The 21,638-nt window shown below is 61.8% G+C and carries 20 protein-coding genes; 3 read left to right on the top strand and 17 right to left on the bottom strand.

Annotation, left to right across the window (positions count from 1 at the left end; all coding sequences use genetic code 11):
• Positions 1-371: 371 nt before the first annotated feature.
• The 10 genes from AC5ZG1_RS11375 to AC5ZG1_RS11330 form a co-directional block, all read right to left on the bottom strand.
• Positions 372-1,238, bottom strand: a complete 867-nt coding sequence (locus AC5ZG1_RS11375) for a PAS domain-containing protein (RefSeq protein ID WP_496132905.1) — start codon at positions 1,236-1,238, stop codon at positions 372-374.
• Positions 1,239-1,271: 33 nt separating this feature from the next.
• The gene (locus AC5ZG1_RS11370) at positions 1,272-1,976 is read right to left on the bottom strand and encodes an ABC transporter ATP-binding protein (protein WP_456641988.1); all 705 of its coding nucleotides are present in this window, start codon (positions 1,974-1,976) and stop codon (positions 1,272-1,274) included.
• Entirely contained in the window at positions 1,969-2,751 is a 783-nt protein-coding gene (locus AC5ZG1_RS11365; RefSeq protein WP_028164693.1) for an ABC transporter ATP-binding protein, read from the bottom strand. Before AC5ZG1_RS11365 ends, AC5ZG1_RS11370 begins: the two co-directional genes overlap by 8 nt.
• Positions 2,751-3,794, bottom strand: coding sequence for a branched-chain amino acid ABC transporter permease (locus tag AC5ZG1_RS11360; RefSeq protein ID WP_496132904.1), 1,044 nt, complete (start codon positions 3,792-3,794; stop codon positions 2,751-2,753). The genes AC5ZG1_RS11365 and AC5ZG1_RS11360 overlap by 1 nt, the downstream gene beginning before the upstream one ends.
• Positions 3,791-4,663, bottom strand: a complete 873-nt coding sequence (locus AC5ZG1_RS11355) for a branched-chain amino acid ABC transporter permease (protein WP_464345878.1) — start codon at positions 4,661-4,663, stop codon at positions 3,791-3,793. Before AC5ZG1_RS11355 ends, AC5ZG1_RS11360 begins: the two co-directional genes overlap by 4 nt.
• Before the next feature lie 68 nt (positions 4,664-4,731).
• Complete coding sequence (locus tag AC5ZG1_RS11350) at positions 4,732-5,886, bottom strand: ABC transporter substrate-binding protein (protein ID WP_496132903.1); 1,155 nt, start codon at positions 5,884-5,886, stop codon at positions 4,732-4,734.
• Between the two features lie 77 nt (positions 5,887-5,963).
• Complete coding sequence (locus AC5ZG1_RS11345; RefSeq protein ID WP_496132902.1) at positions 5,964-7,169, bottom strand: xanthine dehydrogenase family Fe-S subunit; 1,206 nt, start codon at positions 7,167-7,169, stop codon at positions 5,964-5,966.
• Positions 7,166-8,002, bottom strand: a complete 837-nt coding sequence (locus AC5ZG1_RS11340) for an FAD binding domain-containing protein (protein ID WP_496132901.1) — start codon at positions 8,000-8,002, stop codon at positions 7,166-7,168. Before AC5ZG1_RS11340 ends, AC5ZG1_RS11345 begins: the two co-directional genes overlap by 4 nt.
• A complete protein-coding gene (locus AC5ZG1_RS11335) occupies positions 7,999-10,383 on the bottom strand; it encodes a xanthine dehydrogenase family protein molybdopterin-binding subunit (RefSeq protein ID WP_496132900.1) in 2,385 nt (794 codons plus the stop codon). The genes AC5ZG1_RS11340 and AC5ZG1_RS11335 overlap by 4 nt, the downstream gene beginning before the upstream one ends.
• Positions 10,384-10,416: 33 nt before the next feature.
• The gene (locus tag AC5ZG1_RS11330) at positions 10,417-11,694 is read right to left on the bottom strand and encodes an amidohydrolase/deacetylase family metallohydrolase (protein WP_496132899.1); all 1,278 of its coding nucleotides are present in this window, start codon (positions 11,692-11,694) and stop codon (positions 10,417-10,419) included.
• A 215-nt stretch (positions 11,695-11,909) separates the two neighbouring features.
• Here AC5ZG1_RS11330 and AC5ZG1_RS11325 point away from each other — a divergent pair, with 215 nt between their 5' ends.
• Both AC5ZG1_RS11325 and AC5ZG1_RS11320 read left to right on the top strand, forming a co-directional pair.
• Positions 11,910-12,353: a MarR family winged helix-turn-helix transcriptional regulator gene (locus AC5ZG1_RS11325; protein WP_496132898.1), complete on the top strand. Its 444-nt coding sequence runs from the start codon at positions 11,910-11,912 to the stop codon at positions 12,351-12,353.
• Between the two features lie 310 nt (positions 12,354-12,663).
• The gene (locus tag AC5ZG1_RS11320; protein ID WP_496132897.1) at positions 12,664-14,082 is read left to right on the top strand and encodes a cytosine permease; all 1,419 of its coding nucleotides are present in this window, start codon (positions 12,664-12,666) and stop codon (positions 14,080-14,082) included.
• 108 nt (positions 14,083-14,190) lie between these two features.
• On the opposite strand, the gene AC5ZG1_RS11315 is transcribed toward AC5ZG1_RS11320, so the two are convergent.
• From AC5ZG1_RS11315 to AC5ZG1_RS11285, 7 genes are all read right to left on the bottom strand, one after another.
• A complete protein-coding gene (locus AC5ZG1_RS11315) occupies positions 14,191-15,333 on the bottom strand; it encodes an acyl-CoA dehydrogenase family protein (protein ID WP_496132896.1) in 1,143 nt (380 codons plus the stop codon).
• A gap of 33 nt (positions 15,334-15,366) precedes the next feature.
• Positions 15,367-16,125, bottom strand: coding sequence for an enoyl-CoA hydratase/isomerase family protein (locus tag AC5ZG1_RS11310; protein WP_496132895.1), 759 nt, complete (start codon positions 16,123-16,125; stop codon positions 15,367-15,369).
• Between the two features lie 20 nt (positions 16,126-16,145).
• Positions 16,146-16,850 carry an ABC transporter ATP-binding protein gene (locus AC5ZG1_RS11305; RefSeq protein ID WP_496132894.1) on the bottom strand — a complete coding sequence of 235 codons (705 nt, stop codon included), beginning with the start codon at positions 16,848-16,850 and terminating at the stop codon, positions 16,146-16,148.
• On the bottom strand, positions 16,843-17,613 hold the full coding sequence (locus AC5ZG1_RS11300) for an ABC transporter ATP-binding protein (RefSeq protein ID WP_496132893.1): 771 nt from the start codon (positions 17,611-17,613) through the stop codon (positions 16,843-16,845). Before AC5ZG1_RS11300 ends, AC5ZG1_RS11305 begins: the two co-directional genes overlap by 8 nt.
• Positions 17,603-18,517, bottom strand: coding sequence for a branched-chain amino acid ABC transporter permease (locus AC5ZG1_RS11295; RefSeq protein WP_496132892.1), 915 nt, complete (start codon positions 18,515-18,517; stop codon positions 17,603-17,605). The genes AC5ZG1_RS11300 and AC5ZG1_RS11295 overlap by 11 nt, the downstream gene beginning before the upstream one ends.
• A 20-nt stretch (positions 18,518-18,537) precedes the next feature.
• The gene (locus tag AC5ZG1_RS11290; RefSeq protein WP_456641975.1) at positions 18,538-19,398 is read right to left on the bottom strand and encodes a branched-chain amino acid ABC transporter permease; all 861 of its coding nucleotides are present in this window, start codon (positions 19,396-19,398) and stop codon (positions 18,538-18,540) included.
• Between the two features lie 109 nt (positions 19,399-19,507).
• The gene (locus AC5ZG1_RS11285; RefSeq protein WP_496132891.1) at positions 19,508-20,686 is read right to left on the bottom strand and encodes an ABC transporter substrate-binding protein; all 1,179 of its coding nucleotides are present in this window, start codon (positions 20,684-20,686) and stop codon (positions 19,508-19,510) included.
• Between the two features lie 193 nt (positions 20,687-20,879).
• Here AC5ZG1_RS11285 and AC5ZG1_RS11280 point away from each other — a divergent pair, with 193 nt between their 5' ends.
• The gene (locus tag AC5ZG1_RS11280; RefSeq protein ID WP_245474555.1) at positions 20,880-21,614 is read left to right on the top strand and encodes a GntR family transcriptional regulator; all 735 of its coding nucleotides are present in this window, start codon (positions 20,880-20,882) and stop codon (positions 21,612-21,614) included.
• Positions 21,615-21,638 lie beyond the last annotated feature (24 nt).

Here is a 21,638-nt window from a genome sequence, read left to right as displayed (position 1 = left end):
GTCATGTTGAACTTTTTCAAGCTGCCATGTGCCGGCTTTTGTAAGATGTCCGAGCTGCTCACCGTGCCGCGTATCGTAATCGGAAATAGGCAGCTTTCTCCTGAGCTGACGCTAATGTCGCCGGTCGAATTCTCGCCCCAATCCGCTACTTCCAGTAATCTGGGACAGTCAGAAGCGGCTATCGCTGGAGACGCGGACATGGAGCCTGCAGCTGCAGCGATAAGCATCAAAACAGCGACTCTAGACAACCGCATCGTAGACTTCCTCGTTTTGCGTCGATGGCGGTATTGTCGGACGTCCAAGAAAACTTGGCTATCACAGACGCATCAACGATCCTGCCGGGCCGGTTGAAAGCGGCACCTGCGAACATCTCACGAGGCGCGGGTCGCGGCACGCTCTCGTTCGATGCGCTCGGTCACGTCTCGCGCCACGGCAACCGAGCCAAGCACTTCGCCAGCGGCGCTGTCCTTGACGATCGCGAATGTCATCTCAACGTAGACCTTGCGTCCGCTCTTGTGCAAGGCGCGCGTCAGCGTGGGCTTGCCTTGAAGCTTCATGGCGCCGCCAGTCATTGCCGCCTCAAAGCCGCGCCAATGCGCGGCCCGCAGATGTTCGGGGATGATCAGATCGAGGCTTTGGCCGAGCACCTCCTCCAACGAATAGCCAAACAACGCGGCGGCGGCGGGATTCCAGCGGGCAATCGCGCCGGAGCGATCGGCGTAGATCACCGCATCGGCCGTTTGATCGAGAATTCTTTCCGCTAACTCGGAGCGCTCTTCCATGGGGCACCTGTTTGGTTCTGTCACGTCTAACCTTTCTGCGCAACAATGTAGACCGCGCTCAAGTTCCGCAGATAGCGCTCGAACACCTCCCACATCGCAAGAACCCGCATATGGCATGATGGTCACGGCTTTGCCGACATTCACCGAAATGCGGCGAAGCCATTGAGCTTTTCGGGATTTTCTACGAGTAATGTCGCACTGTTTGTTCGTCCGGCAGCCACGCCCACGAGGCATCGAGCACACCGCCGTCGTCGGGCATGGCCCGATAGCGCACCGGATGCGGCCAGTTCGTTCCCCAGACAAGGCGATCGGGCCGGATTGCGCGAGGCGGCGGGCGGAAGGAGCCATGGCGCGGACCTTAAGTTGCCCATATTTGCCCCACATGTCAGGATAGATACCGACGTTATTGCCGCCGATGCTGGTGCAGTCGAAGGTCTTTTCGATCAACCGGCTCACAGGTCAGATCGCCGTCCGCGCGACCGCGGCGGATCAGCCGCCGAGATAGGCCTTTCGCACATGCTCGTTCGCGATCAGCTCCGCGCCGACGCCGGACAGCACGATGCGACCGCTCTCGATGAGGTAAGCCTGATCGCACATCTCAAGCGCAGCAAAGGCGTTTTGCTCTACCAGTAAAACGGTTGTGCCGGCATCGCGGACGCCGCGGATGATAGCAAACGTTCGCTCAACAATATTCGGCGCGAGCCCAAGCGACGGCTCGTCAAACATGATGAGGCGAGGCCGCGACATCAGCGCCCTGCCGATCGCCAGCATCTGTTGCTCGCCGCCCGACAGGGTACCGGCCGCCTGCCGCCTCCGCTCCGCAAGACGCGGAAACTCAGTGAAGATGCGGTCACGGTCCGCGGCGATCCCGCTCGGGTCGTTACGGAGATAGGCGCCCATGTCAAGATTTTCCTCGACAGTCATGTGCGGAAACACGCGCCTTCCCTCCGGGCAATGCGCGATACCGCTCGCCAGCACGCGCGGCGGTCGCGCCGCGGTCATATCCTTGCCGTCGAAGAGCATCTGTCCGGAACGCAGCGGTACCAATCCGGAAATCGCGCGCAGCGTCGTGCTCTTGCCGGCGCCATTGGCGCCGATCAGAGCGACGAGCTGTCCGGCCTTCACCTGCAGCGAGATACCCCGCAGCGCGGTAACGCCGCCATAGCCGCAGACGATGTCGCGGATCTCAAGCACGCGCGGCTCCCTGCCCGAGATAGGCTTCGATGACATCCGGATCGTTCCGGATCGCATCCGGCGGTCCTTCCGCGATGATCCGGCCGTAGTTCAACACCACGATCCGATCCGACACGCTCATCACCATCGGCATGTCATGCTCGACCAGAAGGATGGTGACGCCGCGGTCGCGGATATTGCGGATGAGTTCGACAAACGTGTGGGTCTCCGACGCATTCATGCCAGAGACCGGCTCATCGAGCAGCAGCATCGACGGCTCCGCGGCCAGCGCCAGCGCCACGCCGACGAGGCGCTGCTCGCCATAGGACAGCGAACCTGCGGGGTCGTGGGCGCGACGCTCGAGCCCGACCCATTCGACGAGTTCGGCGGCGCGCTCGCGCAGCCTGCGCTCCGACGCGCGTCCGCGCGGCAGCCCAAGAATCGCTTCGAACAGGCCAACCCGGCCCTGGCGGTGCAGCCCGATCAGAAGATTGTCGTAAACCGTGTCGTTCGGGAAAACACTGGTCCGCTGAAAGGTGCGGATCAATCCGAGATCAGCGATCTGATGCGGCTTCAGTCCGTTCAGTGTGGCCCCGCGATAGCTCACCTTGCCGTGGGCTGGATCCAGAAAGCCGGTCATGACGTTGAACGCGGTGGTCTTGCCGGCGCCGTTCGGGCCGATCAGGCTGACGATCTCGCCCTCGCCTACCGTAAAGTTCATATCCGAGAGCGCGACGAGCCCGCCGAAGCGAACGGCGACCTGCTCCACGTCCAAGGCGATCGCACGCGAGGTCACTACGCAGGCTCCTTGGCACGTTCGGAAAAGGCAACCGGAGCAACCATTGCGGCTTGGCGCTTCCGTTTCGCGAACCGCTGCGCCAATGAAGGTACGATGCCGCGCGGCAGTACGAAGAGGATCACGATCAGCACGCCCCCATAGGCGATCCATTGTGCTTCCGGCGCCATGATCGGACGCAGGACGACCGGCAGCAATCCGAAGATCAGGCCGCCGATGACCGGTCCGGCCAGTGAGCCCTTGCCGCCGCTGATGACCATGATCACCATCGTCACCGTGTTGATGAAGGCGAACACCTCTGGATCGATGATTCGGATATAGTGCGCATAAAGGCTACCGGCCGCGCCCGCGATAGCAGCCGAGATGACCGCGGCGAGCGTAAGCGTCTTCGTGACGTCGATCCCGACCGACACCGCCAGCGTTTCGTTTTCCATCAGCCCGCGCATGGCACGGCCGAAATGGGAGTGCACGAGCCGCGCGATCAGGAGGTAGGCGACGACTGCGACTGCGAGCACGAGATAATAGTTCTGCAGCTTGGTGCGCAGCGTCAATTCACCGAGACCCGGCAAGCCAATCGCGATCGACGGGATATTGGTTAGCGCCAGCGGCCCCTGCGTCAGCTCGACCCAATTCAGCGCCACCAGCCGCACGACCTCGGCAAAGGAAATCGTGACGATCACGAAATAAGCGCCGCGGACGCGGAAGGAAAGCAACCCGACGAAATAGCCGCACAATCCCGCGACCAGGATCGCCAGCGCAAGCCCCGCAATCGGTGGCCATGGTTCGTGAACCAGGCGGAAGCCGCCGGGCAGGCCGATATCGAAACCGAGCGAGGTCAGCGCGCTGACATAGGCGCCAATGCCGAAGAAAGCGATGTGACCGAGGCTGAGCTGGCCGGTGAAACCGAGCAAGAGATTGAGGCTCATTGCAGCGATGATGAAGATTCCGGTCGTGATCAGCGCGTTCAGGAGATAAGGATCGCGCAGCCAGAGCGGCACGGATGCGAAGGCCGCTAGCATGAGCATGGTGATCGCTGCCCTCATCCCACGCGCTCCGAACGCGCGAACAAACCGGTGGGCTTGAAGATCAGCACCGCGATGATGATCAGGAAGCCCATCGCGTCCCGATATCCCGACGATATGTAGCCGGCGCCCAGCTCCTCGGCCAATGCCAGGATGAAGCCGCCGATCACCGCGCCAGTGATGTTGCCGAGACCGCCGAGGATCACGATCGCGAAGGCCTTGACCGCGGCAAGATCGCCCATCTGCGGAGAGATCACATAGACCGGGCCGAGCAGCGCGCCGGCCGCAGCGGCCAGGCTCGAGCCGATCGCAAAGGTCGAGGTATAAATGAGATCGACATTGACCCCCATCAGCGACGCAGTGTCCTGGTCCTGGAACGTCGCGCGCATCGCGCAGCCGAGCTTGGTACGGTTGATGAGCAGGTACGTCACCACGATCAGAAGCGCTGCGGCGGCCAGGACAAACAGCCGCAGCCAGGAGACGGACACCGGCCCCAACACAAGCGGCGCTTCCGGAAACGGTGTCGCAACCGATTTCGCGACCCCGCCCCAGATCCACAGTGTGGCCGACTGCATCGCGATCCAGGCGCCGATCATCACCAGCATGGTGGTGTCGATATCGGAGCCGCGCAGCGGTCGCAGCAAAGTCAACTCAATCACCGCGCCCAGGAGCCACCCCGCCACGACGGCAACGGGCAGCGCGAGGAAGAAGTTGAGCCCAAGCTGCTGAACCACGATGAACATGATGTAGGCGCCGAACGTGTAGAGCACGCCATGCGTAAAGTTCACCACGTTCATGATGCCGAAGATCAAGGTCAGCCCGATCCCGAGCAGCGCATAGGTGCCGCCGAGGACGAGCATGTTGATCAGATGTTGCAGAAACTCGCTCAAGGCGGCTCCGTGCTATCCTGGTGCGGGCGAGGACCGCAGCGCGGCCCTCGTCGATAGATGACGCGAGATCAGAGTGTCTTCATGTCGACCTTGCCGTCGCTGATCTCGATCAGGTAGACGTTCGGCTGGCTCTGGCCGCTCTCCTTGCCTTCCGGGCCGGACTTGCGGAACACGATATCGCCGTTCAAGCCCTTCACGTTGATGTCCCACAGCGCCGCCTTGATGGCCGCGGGCTCCGCCTTGCCCGCCTTCTCGATCGCGGCCGCCGCAGTACGGATGCCGTCATAGCCGCGGAAACTCTCGGTGCAGCCGGCAAAGTCGAAGCCGCGCTTCTTCCATTCCGACACGAAATAGTTGGTCGCTTCCGGATTCGGCGTCTTCTCGGGGAACCAGGGCAGGAAGGTCGTCAGATGCATAGTGCCGTTGGCCGCTGCGCCCGCCTGCGCGATGATCTGATCTGGATTCTGCGAGCCGCCGGTGGTGATGATGCGCTTCTTGAGGCCCAGCGCCGCCGCCTGCTTGAAGATCAAGGTGAGCTGGTCGACCGCGGTCGTAACGATGACGGTCTCTGAGTCCGAGCCCTTGATCTTGGAGAGCTGCGCGCTCATGTCCTGCGCGCCCTGGTCCATGGTCTCGACCAGGCCGATGCCGATCCCCTTTTCCTTCATCATCTTGCCGAAATCGTCCGCCGTGCCGCGGCCCCAGTCGTTGTTGATGACGAGGAAATCGACTTTCTTGAGCGCGAGCTTGTCGACGATCCCTTTGAAAGCCGCCGCCTCGACCGACGATGGCGGCGAGATGCGGAAGATGAAGGGGTTGCCAGTAGTGGTAATCTTGCTGGACGACGACGTCTCGACGACCATCGGCGTCTCGTACTCGATCAGCTTCGGCATCACCGCGAGCGTCAGGCTCGAACCCCAGGCGCCCATGAGCACCGGCACCTTGTCGCTGGTGATCAGCTTCTCGGCGACGGCGGCAGCTTCGGTCGGATTGCTCTTGTTGTCCTCGATGACAAGCTCGATCTTCTTGCCGAGAATGCCGCCCTTGGCGTTGATCTCGTCGGCCGCGATCTTGGCGCCGTTGACAACATAAGTGCCGGACGCGGCGAACGCGCCGGTAAGTGGCTCGTTAACACCGATCTTGATGGTTTGCGCCTTGGCCCCGCCGCCAAGCAAAACCGCCGCCAGCGCAATTGCCGGAACAATCTTGGAAGTCCTTACCATGTGGCTCTCCAATCCCTCTGTTGATTCCCGAGCAGTACCGACCTCGCCGCCCCGCGACATGGGGAGACGCCGAAACATCACGCCGCTCCGTCTCGTCTAACGAAGCGCCGGAACCAGCGCGCCATGCGCGCGCGCAGAACTCCCGAGATCATGGACAATCCCTGCAACTCCGTCGCGGTTGCCCGCTCGGACGAAGCTCCCGACATGCGGCGATCGAGATTGGCGGCAAACTCCGCGATCAGCCGCTCGGAGAGGTCGCGCACCAGTCCCGGCCGCCCGATCTGCGCCAGCATTCCCGTCAGTGTGTATCCGATGGAGAGAACGACGCGCGTTGCCGCGCCATCTTCGATCGGTGTTAACTGGTAGCGGATCTCGCCCTGCGTCGCTGACCGGCTGCGCCGGTCGTTACCGATACCGACGATGCGGCCAGCGAGATTCTTGGCATCGCGCTCGATGCGGGCCATACCCAGGAAAGTCGCGGCGACCGGACCAAGCTTGACGCGGATAGCACCCTCGACCCGCTCAGGTCTCGGCGCTGCCGTCAACGACGCTCCTGGCAAGCAGGCCGCGACGGCCGCAATGTCGTCGAACATCGCAAAGACATCCGTTGGCGAGTGCAGAAGGATCAACTCCCTTTCGAGCCTGTTGGCCGGCGCGAAGTCCGGTATCTCGGCCGGCGCTGCCATCGTCTCGGATGCATAGGCGGGTTCAGCGTGGATTGGTCGCGGCGCCTGGATCGCCCCCTCTCGCTCACTTCGCCCAGAGCCGGCCGGACCCAGGAGCTTTCGGCCGCCGTCCGGCTCGGGCGCGATGTTACGGGCGCGCCGTGCCTCGATCACTGACTGCACCGCACGCACGATACCGACATAGCCGGTGCAGCGGCAGAGATTGCCGCTCAGCCCGGTCCGAATCTGGCGCTCATCGGCAGTAGTCAGGCGCACCACGAGGTCGCGCGCGGAGACCAGCATGCCCGGCGTGCAATAGCCGCATTGCAGAGCGTGCTCGCGGGTGAAAGCCGCGCGCAATTCGGTCGTGATGTCGTCCTCATCGAGGCCTTCGATGGTGGTGACATCGGCGCCCTCACAAGCCACCGCATAAGTGATGCATGAGCGCGCCGGCACGCCGTCGAGCAGCACCGTGCAGGCGCCGCAAACACCATGCTCGCAACCGAGATGCGTGCCAGTCAGATCGAGCTTGTCGCGGACGAAGTCGGCGAGACTCGTGCGAGGCTCCGCGACCGCCTGCACCGCACGATGGTTGACGTTGAGCGCGATCATGTTCATGCGGCCGCCTCGCGGACCGCGCGCCTGAGCACGCTGACATGGATATGTCGGTCGGCCGCATTATCGATGCCACTCTTGGCGAGAAGAGCGTCGACGACGCGCGTATCAAGGCGCTCCTTGTAGTCGCCGGCGATGCGCCCACCGAACAGTTCCGCAGCATCCGTGATCACGATCGGCGCGGTGTCGATGGCGCCCATCACCACGCGCGCCGTCGCGGCGCTCGGATCGATCATGACGGCGCTGAGCGCATGCGCGAACTCGCCGGTCTTGCGGCAGCTCTTGACGTAACCCCAATGCGCCGATGGCGGCCGCGCCGGAACATGGATGGTCGCGACGATCTCGCCCGGACGTAAAATGGATTCCAGGGCTCCAAGGATGAAATCTTCCAGCGCGACCGTGCGTGCCCCCGCAAGGCTGCGCAGCGTCAATCGGGCGCCGAAAGCTGCAAGCGCCGACACCCAGTCCGCGGCCGGATCGGCATGGCTGAGCGAGCCGCCGATCGTTCCGCGGTTGCGCACGGCGCGATAGGCAATGTTGGCGGCGACACCCCGCATGGCGCCACGCGTCACATCCGGCGTTCGTCCATCCTCGATATCGGCGTGCGTGATGCAGGCCCCGAGCACAAGCTCGTCGCCGCGTCGCTCGGCTTGTTTCAGTTCGGCAAGGCCAGTGATGTCGACGACCAATTCCGGCTGGACCAACCGCAGGTTCAGCATCGGACCTAACGACTGCCCACCGGCGATGATCTTTGCCGCACCGTCGGTTTCAGCCAGCAGCGCAAGCGCCGCCGGCAGATCGCGTGGACGCTCATAGCTGAAGGGCGCGGGTTTCATGCCGCCGTCCTTTTTGCATCGCGAGCGGCCAGGATGGCCTCGACGATGCGGTGAGGCGTGATCGGCGATTGCATCATCTCGACGCCAAGCGGTCTCAATGCATCATTGACGGCATTGGCGATCGCGGCCGGCGGTGCGATCGCGCCGCCCTCGCCGATGCCCTTCACCCCGAATTGCGTATAGGGCGACGGCGTCTCCATGTGGTCGAGGCGCGGTGCGGGCACTTCGGTCGGTCCGGGCAGGAGATAGTCGGCGAGCGTCGTCGCGAGCGGCTGGCCGGATCCGTCGAACGGCATCTCCTCGTAGAGCGCGGTGCCGACGCCCTGCGCGAGGCCGCCATAGATCTGGCCGTCCACGACCATCGGATTGACCAGCACGCCGCCATCCTCGACGACGACATAGTCGAGGATTTCGACCTCTCCCAAATCGCGATCGACAGCGACAACGACTGCATGCGCTGCATAGCTGAAGGTGCCGCTGTCACGCTGCGGCTTGTAGCCGGCGGTGACCTCAAGCCCGCCGGGATCGACATCGGCAGGCAGGTCCTGCGGGCGGCGATACCAAGTGTAGGCGATCTCCTTCAACGTCACGCTGCCGTTGACGCCGCGCACCTCGCCGTTCTGCAGCACCACCGATGCCGGGTCGTGCTGCAACAGCTTGGCGCCGATGCGCCTGGCGCGCTCGCCGAGTTCGCGGCACGCGGTGGCGACTGCGCCACCCGCCATCACCATCGAACGCGAGCCCCAGGTACCCGTCGAATAGGGCGTCATCGCGGTGTCGCCAAGGATGATGCGCACGCTTCCGACATCGACGCCGAGCATCTCGTGGGCGACCTGGGCAAGCGTCGTCTCCATGCTCTGCCCGTGCGAATGCACGCCGACGCGCAGTTCGAGACCGCCGTCGGGCGTCAGCCGTGCCGATGCCTGCTCGTGGCCCGGCACCATCGGAATGCCCCAGCCGGCATAGACCGAGGTGCCGTGTGCCGCCTGCTCGCAATAGATGGAGACGCCGATGCCGATCCGCCGTCCATCAGGCTCTCCCGCGCGCTGGCGTTCGCGCACCGCATCGATATCGATCGCCGCCAGAGCCCGCCGCATCGCCTCGGGATAATCGCCGCTGTCGAAGTGCTTCTTGGTGATGTTGTCGTATGGCATCTGCTCCGGTTGGATCAGATTGCGCAGCCGCACTTCGCCGGGCTCGAGGCCCGCCTCCGCCGCAACCAGATCGAGCATCAGTTCCAGCGCAAAGCAGACCCCGGTGCGCGCGACGCCACGATAGGGCAGGATCGGGCACTTGTTGGTCGCGACCGAAAAGGTTCGGCAGCGATAGGCCGGCATCAGGTAGGGACCGGGCAGGATGCTTGCGACCTGCGCCGCCTCGAGGCATGCCGAGAACGGATAGGACGAGTAGGCACCGGAATCGACCGTTGCCTCACAATCGATGCCGCGCAGCGTTCCGTCACTGTTGGCATAGACCGTGATGTTGTAATGATGCTCCCGACAGTTTGAGCTCGCGGTGAGATGTTCGCGGCGATCCTCGGTCCAGCGCACCGGATGGCCACAGCGCATGGTCAGCCAGGAGAGGCAGACTTCCTCGGGAAGCAGAATTCCCTTGTGGCCGAAGCCGCCGCCGACATCGGGCGAGATCAGGCGAATCCTCCCCTCCTCCATGCCAAGGCACTCGGCAAGGCCGCTGCGGGTGACGTGCGGCATCTGGGCGGCGGAATAGAGCGTGAGCTGATCGAGCCGGTGATCGAAAGTGGCGACCACGCCGCGCCCTTCGAGCGGCGACATGCATTGTCGTGCGGTCGAGATCTCGCGCGTCACCTTGATCGGCGCATCCAGCGCTGCTGAGATGTCGACCTCATAATTGGTCTCGAGGAAGACGTTGTCGCCCCAGTGCTCGTGCACCAGCGCCGCACCAGGTTCGCGCGCCTTCAGCATGTCGTAGACCGCGGGAAGCTCTTCGAGATCGAGCGTGACAGAAGCCGCGATATCCTCGGCTTCGGCACGCGTCGGCGCCACGCATATCGCGACGAGTTCGCCGACTTGACGGACCTTGCCGGTGGCGAGCACCGGCTGTTCGGAAATCTTGAAGCCCGGCAGCGCCGACACCGCGCGGATCGGCTTGACGCCGACGAGATCGGCGGCGGTGAACACGCTTGCGCGGTATTGCTCGGGCACATGGATGCCACGAATGCGCGCATGGGCCAGCGGGCTGCGCACGAACGCAACATCCTGCAGCCCGGCGAGACGAATGTCGGCCACGAACTGGCCGCGGCCACGCATCAACCGATCGTCCTCCTTGCGCGGCAGCCGCGCGCCGACGCCCTGCCCGGCGCCTGCCCCTGGTGCGGAAGAAAAGTCACGCTCGTTGCGCATAGTGGCGTCCCCCGATCGGCTGCTACGGCCTCCCTACGCCGCGACCGCTTGCGGCAGGATCGGCGCGACCGCGTCGTAGCGCGTGCCGGCACGCAAACAGAACGTCGGCTGCAGTAGCCGTTCGGCAATGACTTCAGTCTTCTCGTTGTCGCGAAGGACAAATCGCCCGGTGTGCTCCGTGAGCACCGAGACATCGGCATCCCTGCCGACTTTGAGCGCGCCGATCTCCTCATCACGGCCAAGCATCTTCGCCGGATTGGAGGTGACCATCGGCACCACCTGCTCGAGCGAGAGCCCGAGCGCCATCATCGAACTCATCGCCTGCACCAGGCTGAACTTTGCCTGGCCGGCGAACGGATGGTTTTCTTCATCCTCGTGCTGTTCCGGTGTACCGGCCGGCGCGGGCACATGGGTGTTGTAGCCGTGGATGTCGGCGCCGAGCGTGGTCGGAACGATGCCGGCACTGATCGCCTTCTTGGCTAGCCGGTAGGAGAAATGGCTGCCGTGACCGACATCGACCTTGAGGCCTCGGTCGAGCGCTGCCTGGATCACCGGATGCACCTCGCCCTCGCGGTTGACGAAGCCGCCGGGATGGCGCGTGAACGGATGCGCCAAGATATCCCCTTCGCGCAACAGCGGGATCACACGCGTCAGGATCGTGTCGGCATCCTCGCCGTTCGCACCGCTTTCGGGCAGACCCCAGAGCTGACCGAAATGGACATAGACAGGCAGATCGGCGCGGCGACCGATCTCCGCGGACATTTCGATGACGCGAATGCCCCAGCGTGCAAAGCCGCCGATCTCAGCATGCGCCTTGATGCCGCGAACGATATCAGGATTGGCCCTCGCCGCCTTGACGGTGGCGTCGATGTCGACACCCTCGGGGCTATAGAGCTGCGGATAGTAATGTCCTTCGAGCCCGCCAACGAGATAGGCCGACAGGAACGCATAGACGCGCGACTTCGCAGATTCGGCGATGAAGTGGCGAAAGCCCGGAAGCGTCATGCAGGATGGACCGCCCTGATCGACCAGCGTTGTGACGCCCGACTGCACTCCGACCATGTCGGCATTCATGCCGAAACGTCCGGTGACATATTGATAGACATGCGCGTGCGTATCGATCAGTCCCGGCAACACCAGCTTGCCGGCGACGTCGATCACTTCCCTCGCGCTGGTTGGCAGGATATCGGCCTGCACCACCGCGATCTTGCCGTTGCGAATGGCAACATCCCGGATGCTATCAATGCCGGAGGACGGACAGATGACGCGGCCGCCACGCAAAAGCAGGTCGAAGCTGGCGCTGATGGACATGAATGTTCTCCTTAAGCTCTCGCCGGCGGGTTGGTCCCGCTCTCGCGGAAATACGAAGCATGCTTCGTATTTTCCAAAAAGCAAGCTTCATGCCATGATCTGGTGATGGCGCGTGCGTCCGAATCGGGCTAGTCGCGCCACGTTCCAAGGCTGGAGAGTGTGCGTTGCAGCAAGCGAAGAACCGTCGTGGTGAGATCAGACATCGACCTTGGCCGTTGTCACAAAGACCTGGGTTCCTGATCCGGCGCCTGCATCAGATCCACGTCGCGCTGTTCCAGGAAGCGTGCGGCGAATTCGAAATAACGCCACTGCAATACAGCCTGCTTTCGGCGTTGGCGGTGCGAGGAACCGCCGATCAGACCACCTTGGCGGGCGATATCGCGTTGGATCGGACCACGACGACCGGCGCGCTGAAGCGGCTCGCTGCCCGCAATCTGGTCGAACGGGCCGTCAACAAGGACGACCGACGCGCCCGGCTGTGCCGGTTGACATCGGCCGGAACGGCCCTGCTCTCCCGGATCGAGGCATCGGCGCGGGCCGCCCATCGCGCCACTCTTGCCGGCTTGAAAGAGAAGGAACGCGGCTTGTTCATCGAAATGATGCAACGCATCGTTGCAGGCAACGCCAGTCGCGACAGCGCCACTGCCCTTTTCGACTAGATGGAACATGAGCCGCTGGCTGTCTTTTTGGCGCGGGCTGCACAATCTGTGATCGCACGCTCGCTATTGCGGTCCCGGCTCTGCTGACGCCCGGACTGGCATGACCAAGCGATGCAACAGCCGGCCTGCACGTCGACATCGACCAAGAGCGATGCCGTCTCGGCCTTGAAAAGACAGCGTCAATTCTTCGAACCACCCGCCGCGTCGGCGCGCGGAGCAGCAGGCTTCGCGGCTACACCCTACTTCCATGGCACGATTGTTGCTCCGCCCGCCGATTACGAAGCGTGCTTCGTATTGAACGGGGGATGTCATGACGGATTCCGAGCTTCGCGCCGATATTCATAGCATCGAGCCTATTCCTGACGCCGACCGAGACTCCACCGGACCGCAGCAGATGTGGATCTGGGCAGGCGCCAATATCGCGCCGGTCAACTGGGCCCTCGGCGCGCTTGGCATCATCCTGAAGCTCGGCCTTATGGAAACGATCGCGGTGATCGTGATCGGCAACATCATCGGTTGCGCGATCTTCGCGTCCTTTACGGTGATGGGTCACAGGACCGGCGTCAACCAAATGGTCTTGAGCCGCTCGGCCTTCGGCGTTCGCGGCGCCTATCTGCCGAGCATCCTGATGTTCCTGATGACGCTGTGCTGGATCGGCGTGAACACCTACTTCCCCGTGAAGATCGCAGTCGCCATCCTTGGTCAGTTCGGCATTCCCGACACCTGGCTGGTCGAGATCATCATCATCACGCTGGTGATGGTGCTGCAGGTCGGGATCGGCGTGTACGGCTTCTACGCGATCCGGACCTTCGAGAAGTACACGGTGCCAGCGACGGTTGCCATCATGATCCTGATGAGCGTACTGGCGTGGTCGCGTCCGGGCGTCGTCAATTGGGGCCTCACCACGTCCCTTTCGGGTGGCGCGCATCTGGCGATGCTGACGCTGCTGATGACGGCGATCGGCGTCGGCTGGGGCATCTCCTGGGTCACCTGGGCATCGGACTATTCGCGCTTCGTGCCGAAGAGCGTGCCCTCGAGCTCCGTGTTCTGGTACAGCTATGTCGGCATGTTCGTCCCGAGCGTGTGGCTCGCCATCCTGGGCGCGACGATCGCCAGCACGACACTGGATACCGATCCGGCCAAGATGGTCAGCGCGGTGTTCGGCGGTCCGACCAGCATCCTGGTGCTGCTGATGGTGCTGCACGGACCGATCGCGACCAATATCCTCAATGTCTATTCGGCTGCGCTCGCCGCGCTTAGCGCAGGCCTCAAGCTCTCGCGCGTCGCGCTAGCGATCATCGTCGGCATCGCCGGCTACCTGGTCACGCTCTACTTCATCTTCGCACCGTCCTTTGCGAAGGCGTTCGACAACTGGATGATCAGCCTGTTGTTGTGGATGAGCCCGTGGGCCGGTGTCGTGCTCGCCGACTTCTACATCAAGCGAAAGGGCCAGATCGACGTCGCCGAGCTCTACCGCTCGCCGGAAACCAGCGCCTATGGCGATATCAATTGGGGCGGAATCATCGCCTTCCTGGCAGGTCTCGTTGCAGGCTGGTCGGTCGAAGACGGCCTCGTCAGCGCGTTGCAGGGACCAATCTCGACGGGTCTGCTCGGCGGCGCCGATCTGAGCTGGCTCTTTGGCATCGGCGTATCGGCTGCGGTATATCTGGCAGTCGGCAAGCGGGCGACCGCGACAACGCCTGTTGCCGCGACCAGCGCGAGTCAGTGAAGGGGCAATGGATCGCCACCTGACGTCACCTCTGAAGGTGATCGGTTCAGCGCTGGGCTAAGCGCCGACGCGCTCCGACTATCGAGCACCTCTACTCTTAGCGGAGCGTTACGCCATCAGTTCACGCGCGATCACCAGACGCTGGATCTCGCTTGTCCCCTCAAGGATACGAAGGACCCGGGCTTCGCCGAGAAGCCCTGATACCTCATACTCTTCGAACGCGCCGTAGCCGCCGTGAACCTGCAGGGCGATATCGGCAACCTCACTAGCCATTTCGGTCGCAAACAACTTGGCCATGGATGTCTCGAGACGGAATGGCCGGTCTGCGTCTGCCAAGCAGGCAGCATTGCGGATCATGAGCTCGGTCGCGTGAATTTTCGTAAGCGCATCGGCCAGCGGGAATGTCAGTCCCTGGTGTTTGAATATCGGCACCCCGCCAACCTTGCGGCCTGTCCCATAGGATTTCGCGAGGTCCATCGCCTTGCGGGCGAGCCCCAGGCCAGTGGCACCGACAAGAATACGGCCGATGCTGAGGGTGGTCAGTATCTGCTTCAGCCCGTCCCCGCGCTCGCCAATCATATTCGCTTTGGGTACGCGACATTCGTCGAGGAACAGTTCCACCGAATCTGCAATCCGCCAGCCAATCTTGCGGCCGGGCTTGCCGACCTTGAAGCCAGGCGTTCCAACCGGTACGACGAAGGTCGAGAGTCCCTTGGGGCCCAGCTCGGGGTCAGTGACAGCGACGAACGTCGATGCTCCGTGCAGAGGCGTGCCGGCATTGGTGGAGAACACCTTCGATCCCGACAGCACAAAGGAATCGCCATCTTCCACAGCCCGTGTCTTGATGCTGGCGACGTCCGACCCGCCGCTGGGCTCGGTGACACCGAACGAGGCGATGAAATCGCCGCGGCATAGCGGCTCCAGCCACTTCTTCTTGACTTCGTCGGAACCGTAGCGCGCGATCACCGTCATCGGTGCGCTGTTGCAAAGATAGATCGCGGCGAATCCCGGTTCTGCGCGAGCCAGCGTCTCGGCCACGATCGCCGCGCCTCGCGTGCCAAGTCCGCCGCCGGCAAAATCCGGATCGTAGGCGGTGCCCATGAAGCCGAGTGAGAGAAACTCTCTGACAAGTTCGGTGGGAAACTCATGCCGATCCACAAACGGCTTGATCTTCGGCCGGATTGAGCCTTCTGCGAACTGTTCAAGACCTTCTTTCAGGAGCCTTTCTTCTTCGTTGAGGTCAAGAAGCATCGGTCCAGTCCTTCCTGGTTGGGATGGCAGCCATCAACGGTGCCGGAACTTGTCGAGGGTCGCCTGGGCCGCTCTCTCCCGACAATTGTCGAGGAAGAGGCGATTGGCTTCGAAGTCCATCGCTTCGGCATTTTCCATCAGATAGCTGGAAAAGAAGCGCTTGGTTGCCGCAACCGCCGGCCGCGGAAGCGAGGCCAGCTTTTCAGCGATACTGATAGCGGTCGAAAGCGCCTCGCCATCGTCGCAACAATAGTCAACCACGCCGAGTTCTCGCGCCCCTTCGGCAGTCAGCGGCTCAAGGCAGAAACAGAGCAAGCGAGCCTTGACCAACCCTACGCGAGCAACCAGCGACTTGATGCCCCAGGGGGTGAGCCAGCCATGCGGGACCTCAGGCAGGCTCCACTTCGATCCGCGCCCCGCGACAACGACGTCGCAACAGGTGGCGAATGTAAATCCGCCGCCGATCGCGAACGCTTCGACCGCGGCAACGACGGGCTTGCTGATGAAACCGATCAGGCGGCCCAAGTCTCCACATTCCTGCTCGAACCGCCCCATCGCCTCAAGACCGAGCGCACCGATGAACTTCAGGTCGCTGCCGGCGGAAAAGCCAGGTGGCGCACCGACGAGGACAATGGCACCGACACTGTCATCGCGATCCAGCTCGATCAGCGCCGCCTTCACCCCGTCCACGAGATCCTGATTCATCGAATTGCGGCGCGAAGACCTCAACAAGGTGATGACGGCAATATCCCCCCGCTTCTCGAGACCAACAACTTCCTGCTTTTCGTTCATGGATCACCAGCCAATAGACTTCACGCGCCGAGATACATCTGCTTGACTTCGGGAGCTTCCGAGAGATGTTTCGCATCACCCGATGTCACGATGTTGCCGGACTGCAGCACGTAGGCGCGATCCGCGCATCCCAGTGCCATCACCGCATTCTGCTCGGCGAGCAGGATCGCTAGGCCCTCCTTGGCCAGCTCGCGGATGATCCGCCCAAGCTCTTCGATAATGATCGGCGCGAGACCGAGCGTCGGCTCATCGAGCAGCATCAACTTCGGCCGAGACATCAATCCACGTCCGATGGCGAGCATCTGCTGCTCGCCCCCGGACATCGAGCCAGCTCGCTGCGTGCTGCGCTCGCGCAAGCGAGGGAACATGGAAAAGATTCGTTCGATGTCGCCTTCGACATGGTCGCGATCGGACCGATGGTAAGCTCCCATCAACAGGTTCTCGAGGACCGACATTCGCGGAAAGATCTGGCGGCCTTCCGGAACCAGCACCAGCCCGCACTTGACACGCTCGGCTGTCGATATCGAAGCCATGTCACTGCCATCGAAGGCGATCTTGCCGGAGTCGTTCCTCTTCAATCCGGCAAGCGTGCGCAAGGTCGTCGATTTTCCGGCGGCATTCGGCCCGATCAGCGTGACGACTTCACCCTGCTGAAGCTCGAAGGAGACGCCTCTAAGGACCCTCTGCTTGCCGTAACTGACGTTGAGATCGGAGACATCAAGCATGCTTCTTGCCCAAATAGGCTTCGACGACTGCCTCGTTGGCTAGAACGTCCACGGTCTTGCCGATGGCGATGACCGCGCCGTGATGAAGTGCAATCGACCGATCCGCCAGCCGGCCCAGGAACCCGACCTTGTGATCAATGATGCAGAGCGTCACCCCGTGCGTTCTCAAATCGCGCAGCACCGCATCGAGGTTCATGATCTCGTCGTGGCCAAGACCCGAGGCCGGCTCGTCGAGCAACAGCAACTCCGGCTCGCAGACCATTCCCATCGCCACGCCCAACATCTTCTCACCGCCATAGGACAGAGCCCCCGCCTCTTCGTTCCGCTTGTCGGCCAGCCTGCACAGTTCGAGCATCTGGTCGATCTTGCGAGTCAACGTACCGTTCAGTGCAGCGGGCATACCTCCGAACAATGTCCACAGGCGACCGAAGCCCAACGTGCGTTTTATGTGGAGGTGACACGCAATGCGCATGTGCTCGGCGACAGTCAGCTCTGGAAACAGTTGCGGATTCTGAAACGTCTTCACCAATCCGTGCTGCGCGACTTCAAACGGCGGAAGCGCGCTGATATCCTCGCCTTTCCAGAGAATACTGCCCTGCGTCGGCTGGAGAATTCCCGCGATCAGACTGAGCGTCGTGGTCTTCCCGGAGCCGTTCGGCCCGAAGATCCCGATGATTTCGCCCCGCTCGATTCCGAAGGAGACATTCGAAACGGCCGTTAGGCCGCCGAACCGCTTGGTCAGATTCCGGATATCAAGCAGCATTTCTTTTGCTCCCGATCAGGCCCACGATGCCCTTCGGCATGACCAGGATGACAAAGACCAGAATCGAACCGTAGAGCGCGATGCGGAGCTCCGCGCTCAACTCGATGACGTGCGGAAGCGCTGTCAACACGAACGCGCCGATCACGGGCCCGATCAGCGACCCAACCCCGCCGAGCAGAACCATCGCAATAATGTCAAGCCCGAGCGGTATCGAGAGATAGTGCGGCTCAACGAAACCTGAATAAAACCCATAGAAAGCTCCAACCAAGCCTGCGAGCGCGCTTCCGATCGCAAAGCTCAGTAGCTTGTACTTGAAAACATCAATACCCAGGGTTTCGCCTAGCTGGTCATTCAGGCGGATCGCCGCAAGGCAGCGTCCGATCCACGATGAAAGGACCCCTTGGCAGACAACATACACGATAACCAACAGCGCCAGCGTCAGGTAGTACCAGGCAACCCCGCCCGAAATCGCAACGTTGCCAATCGGCGTCCAGAGGCTCGGCTTGTCGACAACGGTGATGCCGAGTGAGCCGTTCGTCATTCCTTTCCAGTTCAGTATGATCAGCCGCAGCACCTCCGAAAACGCCATCGTGACGACGGCGAAATAGAATTCCTTCAGCTTGAATCGGAAACAGATCGTTCCAACGATCAGCGACAGGACGAAAACGACGGCCAGAGCGGGCGCTATGGCCAACCAAAAATTCCAGCCGAACGTCGTGACGAGGATCGTGACGATATAGGCCGACACGCCGAACGATGCGGCATGGAACATCGACAACTGGCCAGTGAATCCAAATATCAGATTGAAGCTCACGGCCAGAGATGCGGCCATGAAGGCGTAAATCGCAATGGCAAGAAGCGAATCGCTATGAGCTGTGAGCGGCGCCAGGAGCGCGACGAGCAATCCGACGGCGATCGCATATCTCATGGCCGATCTCCAAAGAGGCCAGCCGGACGAACGAGGAGAATCGCGATCAGGAAGACGAGCCCGTAGGCGTCGCGGAAGGCGGATGGAAGGAAGACGGAGCCTATGTTCTCGCTGATACCGAGAATGATGCCACCGCCCAGCGCTCCAATGACGCTGCCGACACCTGCAAGGATCGCAGCTTCCACCGCCTTCAGGATGTATCCGGAGCCGATCGTCGGCTCGATGGAGTACATGCTGGCGTAGAGTCCGCCACCAAGGCCTGCGAGCGCTGTCGAGTACACGACGACGATCGTCTGCAGCCGTCCGGTGTGAACCCCCATCAGCGCAGCGGCCTCGGGATTCTGCGCATAAGAGAACGCCGCACGGCCAAGCCAGGTGCGTGTCAACGCGACATAAGTGCCGAATATCACGGCCAGGAAGACGACGCAGACAACGACCTTGATCTTGGGAAGGACAATCCCCGCGATGTTCAACGCGCCAGGCAGCACGTAAGTGAGGTCCTTCGGCGTCGTGGTGAAGGCCGCGAGCACGAGCGCCTCGAATACCGAGATCATGCCGATCGACACAAGAAGGCCATTGACGAGATTGCCGCGCGTGAACTGAAACAGCGCACGATCCGAGACGTAACCGACGACGCTGACGGCGCCGACGGCACCAAGCACGGCCAATGCATAGGGACAGCCGAGTACGTCGTAGAAATACCACGTTGCGTAGGCGCCGAGCATCATGAAGGCGCCTAACGCGAAATTCACAATGCCGGTCAAACCGAAAGTGAGCGTCACGCCGAGCGCGATGATGCCGTAGAGCGAGCCGACGATCACGCCGTTGAGCATCTGCCCGATAATTAGCTGCGACATGGATACTGTGTCCGTTGGGAGAACGGGCCGGGGCAAGTGCCCCTCCCTCACCGATGGAATGGCCTTCCCGGACGAGCATTCCGGGAAAGCCGAAGTGCGACAATCTCAGCTATTCTTTGGTCGGGTCGTATTTGACGATTTCAATCGAACCGCCCTTGCGCACATGCACCACGTCGAACCCGAACACCGCCTCTCCGGTTTTGTCGTATCGGATCTTCCACAACCCGTCGTAAGTCATGGCCAGCAACGTGGACCGGATCTTGGAAATGTCGTCGACCGTACCTGCGCTCTGCATCGCCTGGACGAGCATGTAGACATGGTCGTAGCAGGACGACGAGCACAGAGGCGCCTGATCATAGGGGAATTCCCGATTGAAAGTCTTCCTGTAACTCTGGATGAACGCCTTGACCTTCGGCTCGCTCTTTTCCGCTTCCTCGAAGTACTTCGGAACGTAGGCTACGTAGTCCGCGATGGCGTCCTTGTTCTTGAGCGCGGGGCCGATCGAGCCACGAACCAGGAAAAAGCGGTTCGCGAAACCGGATTCAGTCGCCTGCCGCACGATGTCGTAGAGCACCGCATCCGAATAGCCGGGGAAGAGAATATCGGGCTTCCCGGCGGCGAGCTTCGCAAGTACCGCACTGAAGTCCTTCGTGCCCGGTTCAAAGAGTTCGACCTGAAGCTCGATGCCGGCAGTCTTGAACAGGCCCGTATAGATGTCGACGGCGGTCTTACCGAAGGCATCGTTCTGGAACAGCATCGCCACCTTCTTGGTGTTCAGCTTCTTCAGGTAGTCGACCATCAACTGGCCGAACCCGGCCGAGCCGGCATCCCAATTCCAGGTGCGCAACAGATAGTCGTGATCCGGTTTTCCAAGCGCGGCATGGGCCGATGTGGCTCCTGAAAACAGCAGGAACTTGCCGTTATTCTGGTTCGCGATCGGTTCAATGGCGTTGAAGATATTGGTCAGGAATGGACCGAAGACGAAGCGAACCTTGTCTTCCATCATCTTGCGAAACTGAACCGTCGCCTCGCGTGGCTCGCCACGCGTATCCGCCTGGATCAATTCGAGCTTGTAGGTCTTGTCGCCGACCTTGAAGCCGCCCTTGGCATTGATCTCCTCGACGGCAACCTTGGTGCCTTGCGCCGACATCCATCCATAGGTGGCGGTGGCGCCCGTTAGTGCCTCGATCTGACCGATCTTGACGACATCTTGAGCGCTAACAGCCGGCGCCGCGAGCAGGCTGCACGCCATCAATCCTGTGAGCAGAAATCCTCTTGACCCGAGCACGTCTCTCTCCCTGACGATATTTGTATTATCTCACTAACGTACTAGTAATATCTTACGGGCCAAGCGTCAAGCCTGGCGGCCTCGTTCGCATGCCGAGCGACCGAAGAGCAGTCGGCTAAGGCTGTCGGAGAAAGGTCGCGGGAACGGCGACGGACAACAAACCGGTATAGATCAGGCGCTGCTCGGTTGACTGGTGCTTGCGAGTTCTTCAATACGACCCGGTGTACTGCAAAGGCTTAGACATCTTATGGGTAAGAAAGCTGCGATCGATGTCACAACAGAATCACAGGCCGATGCTGCGCATCGACGCCTGGAAGAGATGATTGTCACCTTGCAGCTTCCTCCTGGGAGCCACTGGTCCGAAGAGGGTCTTGCCGACAAGATCGGGATTGGCCGCACGCCGGTCCGCGAAGCAGTCAAGCGCCTGCAGGCAGACTATCTGGTCAGCATCTTGCCGCGGCACGGCTTGATGATCACCGAGATCAATCTCCATGAGCAGTTGCTCGTCATCGAATTCCGCAGGGAACTTGAGATTTTCATTTCCACACGAGCGGCACGAAGGATCATGGCTACCGATCGCGAGCGGCTCATTGCGGCGGCCAACGAAATCGATGCGGCCGGCAAGCAGGGCAATCTGGAAAAATACCTACGCGAGGTGTTCAATGCGAATCAGCTCATCGCGAAGGCGGCGGGCAATCCTTTTGCAGCCCGATCGATCTCACCGCTCCACGCGATGTCCCGGCGCTTCTACTACAAATATGAGTCCGACCTGCAGAACCTCGAAGCGATGGGTAAACTGCATGCCGAGCGGGCGCGCGCCGTCGCACGGCAGGACGAGAAGAAGGCGCTTGCCCACGCTACGGCCCTGATGGACCAGATCGAAGGCTACACGCGCAAGATCTTCGAGCGCGGGATCGGACTGGCGTAGCCTGATCGAATCAGTGTTTGGCGA

The organism is Bradyrhizobium sp. Leo78, assembly GCF_059512425.1.
The sequence above is the reverse complement of the archived record's forward strand: the minus strand, read 5'-3'. Positions and strand labels throughout refer to the sequence as shown.

Excerpts from the sequence above, each read along its gene's own strand:
- AC5ZG1_RS11360 (WP_496132904.1), bottom strand. The coding sequence starts at position 3,794 with ATGAGGGCAGCGATCACCATGCTCATGCTAGCGGCCTTCGCATCCGTG.
- AC5ZG1_RS11350 (WP_496132903.1), bottom strand. The coding sequence starts at position 5,886 with ATGGTAAGGACTTCCAAGATTGTTCCGGCAATTGCGCTGGCGGCGGTT.
- AC5ZG1_RS11345 (WP_496132902.1), bottom strand. The coding sequence starts at position 7,169 with ATGAACATGATCGCGCTCAACGTCAACCATCGTGCGGTGCAGGCGGTC.
- AC5ZG1_RS11340 (WP_496132901.1), bottom strand. The coding sequence starts at position 8,002 with ATGAAACCCGCGCCCTTCAGCTATGAGCGTCCACGCGATCTGCCGGCG.
- AC5ZG1_RS11335 (WP_496132900.1), bottom strand. The coding sequence starts at position 10,383 with ATGCGCAACGAGCGTGACTTTTCTTCCGCACCAGGGGCAGGCGCCGGG.
- AC5ZG1_RS11330 (WP_496132899.1), bottom strand. The coding sequence starts at position 11,694 with ATGTCCATCAGCGCCAGCTTCGACCTGCTTTTGCGTGGCGGCCGCGTC.
- AC5ZG1_RS11320 (WP_496132897.1), top strand. The coding sequence starts at position 12,664 with ATGACGGATTCCGAGCTTCGCGCCGATATTCATAGCATCGAGCCTATT.
- AC5ZG1_RS11315 (WP_496132896.1), bottom strand. The coding sequence starts at position 15,333 with ATGCTTCTTGACCTCAACGAAGAAGAAAGGCTCCTGAAAGAAGGTCTT.
- AC5ZG1_RS11310 (WP_496132895.1), bottom strand. The coding sequence starts at position 16,125 with ATGAACGAAAAGCAGGAAGTTGTTGGTCTCGAGAAGCGGGGGGATATT.
- AC5ZG1_RS11305 (WP_496132894.1), bottom strand. The coding sequence starts at position 16,850 with ATGCTTGATGTCTCCGATCTCAACGTCAGTTACGGCAAGCAGAGGGTC.
- AC5ZG1_RS11300 (WP_496132893.1), bottom strand. The coding sequence starts at position 17,613 with ATGCTGCTTGATATCCGGAATCTGACCAAGCGGTTCGGCGGCCTAACG.
- AC5ZG1_RS11290 (WP_456641975.1), bottom strand. The coding sequence starts at position 19,398 with ATGTCGCAGCTAATTATCGGGCAGATGCTCAACGGCGTGATCGTCGGC.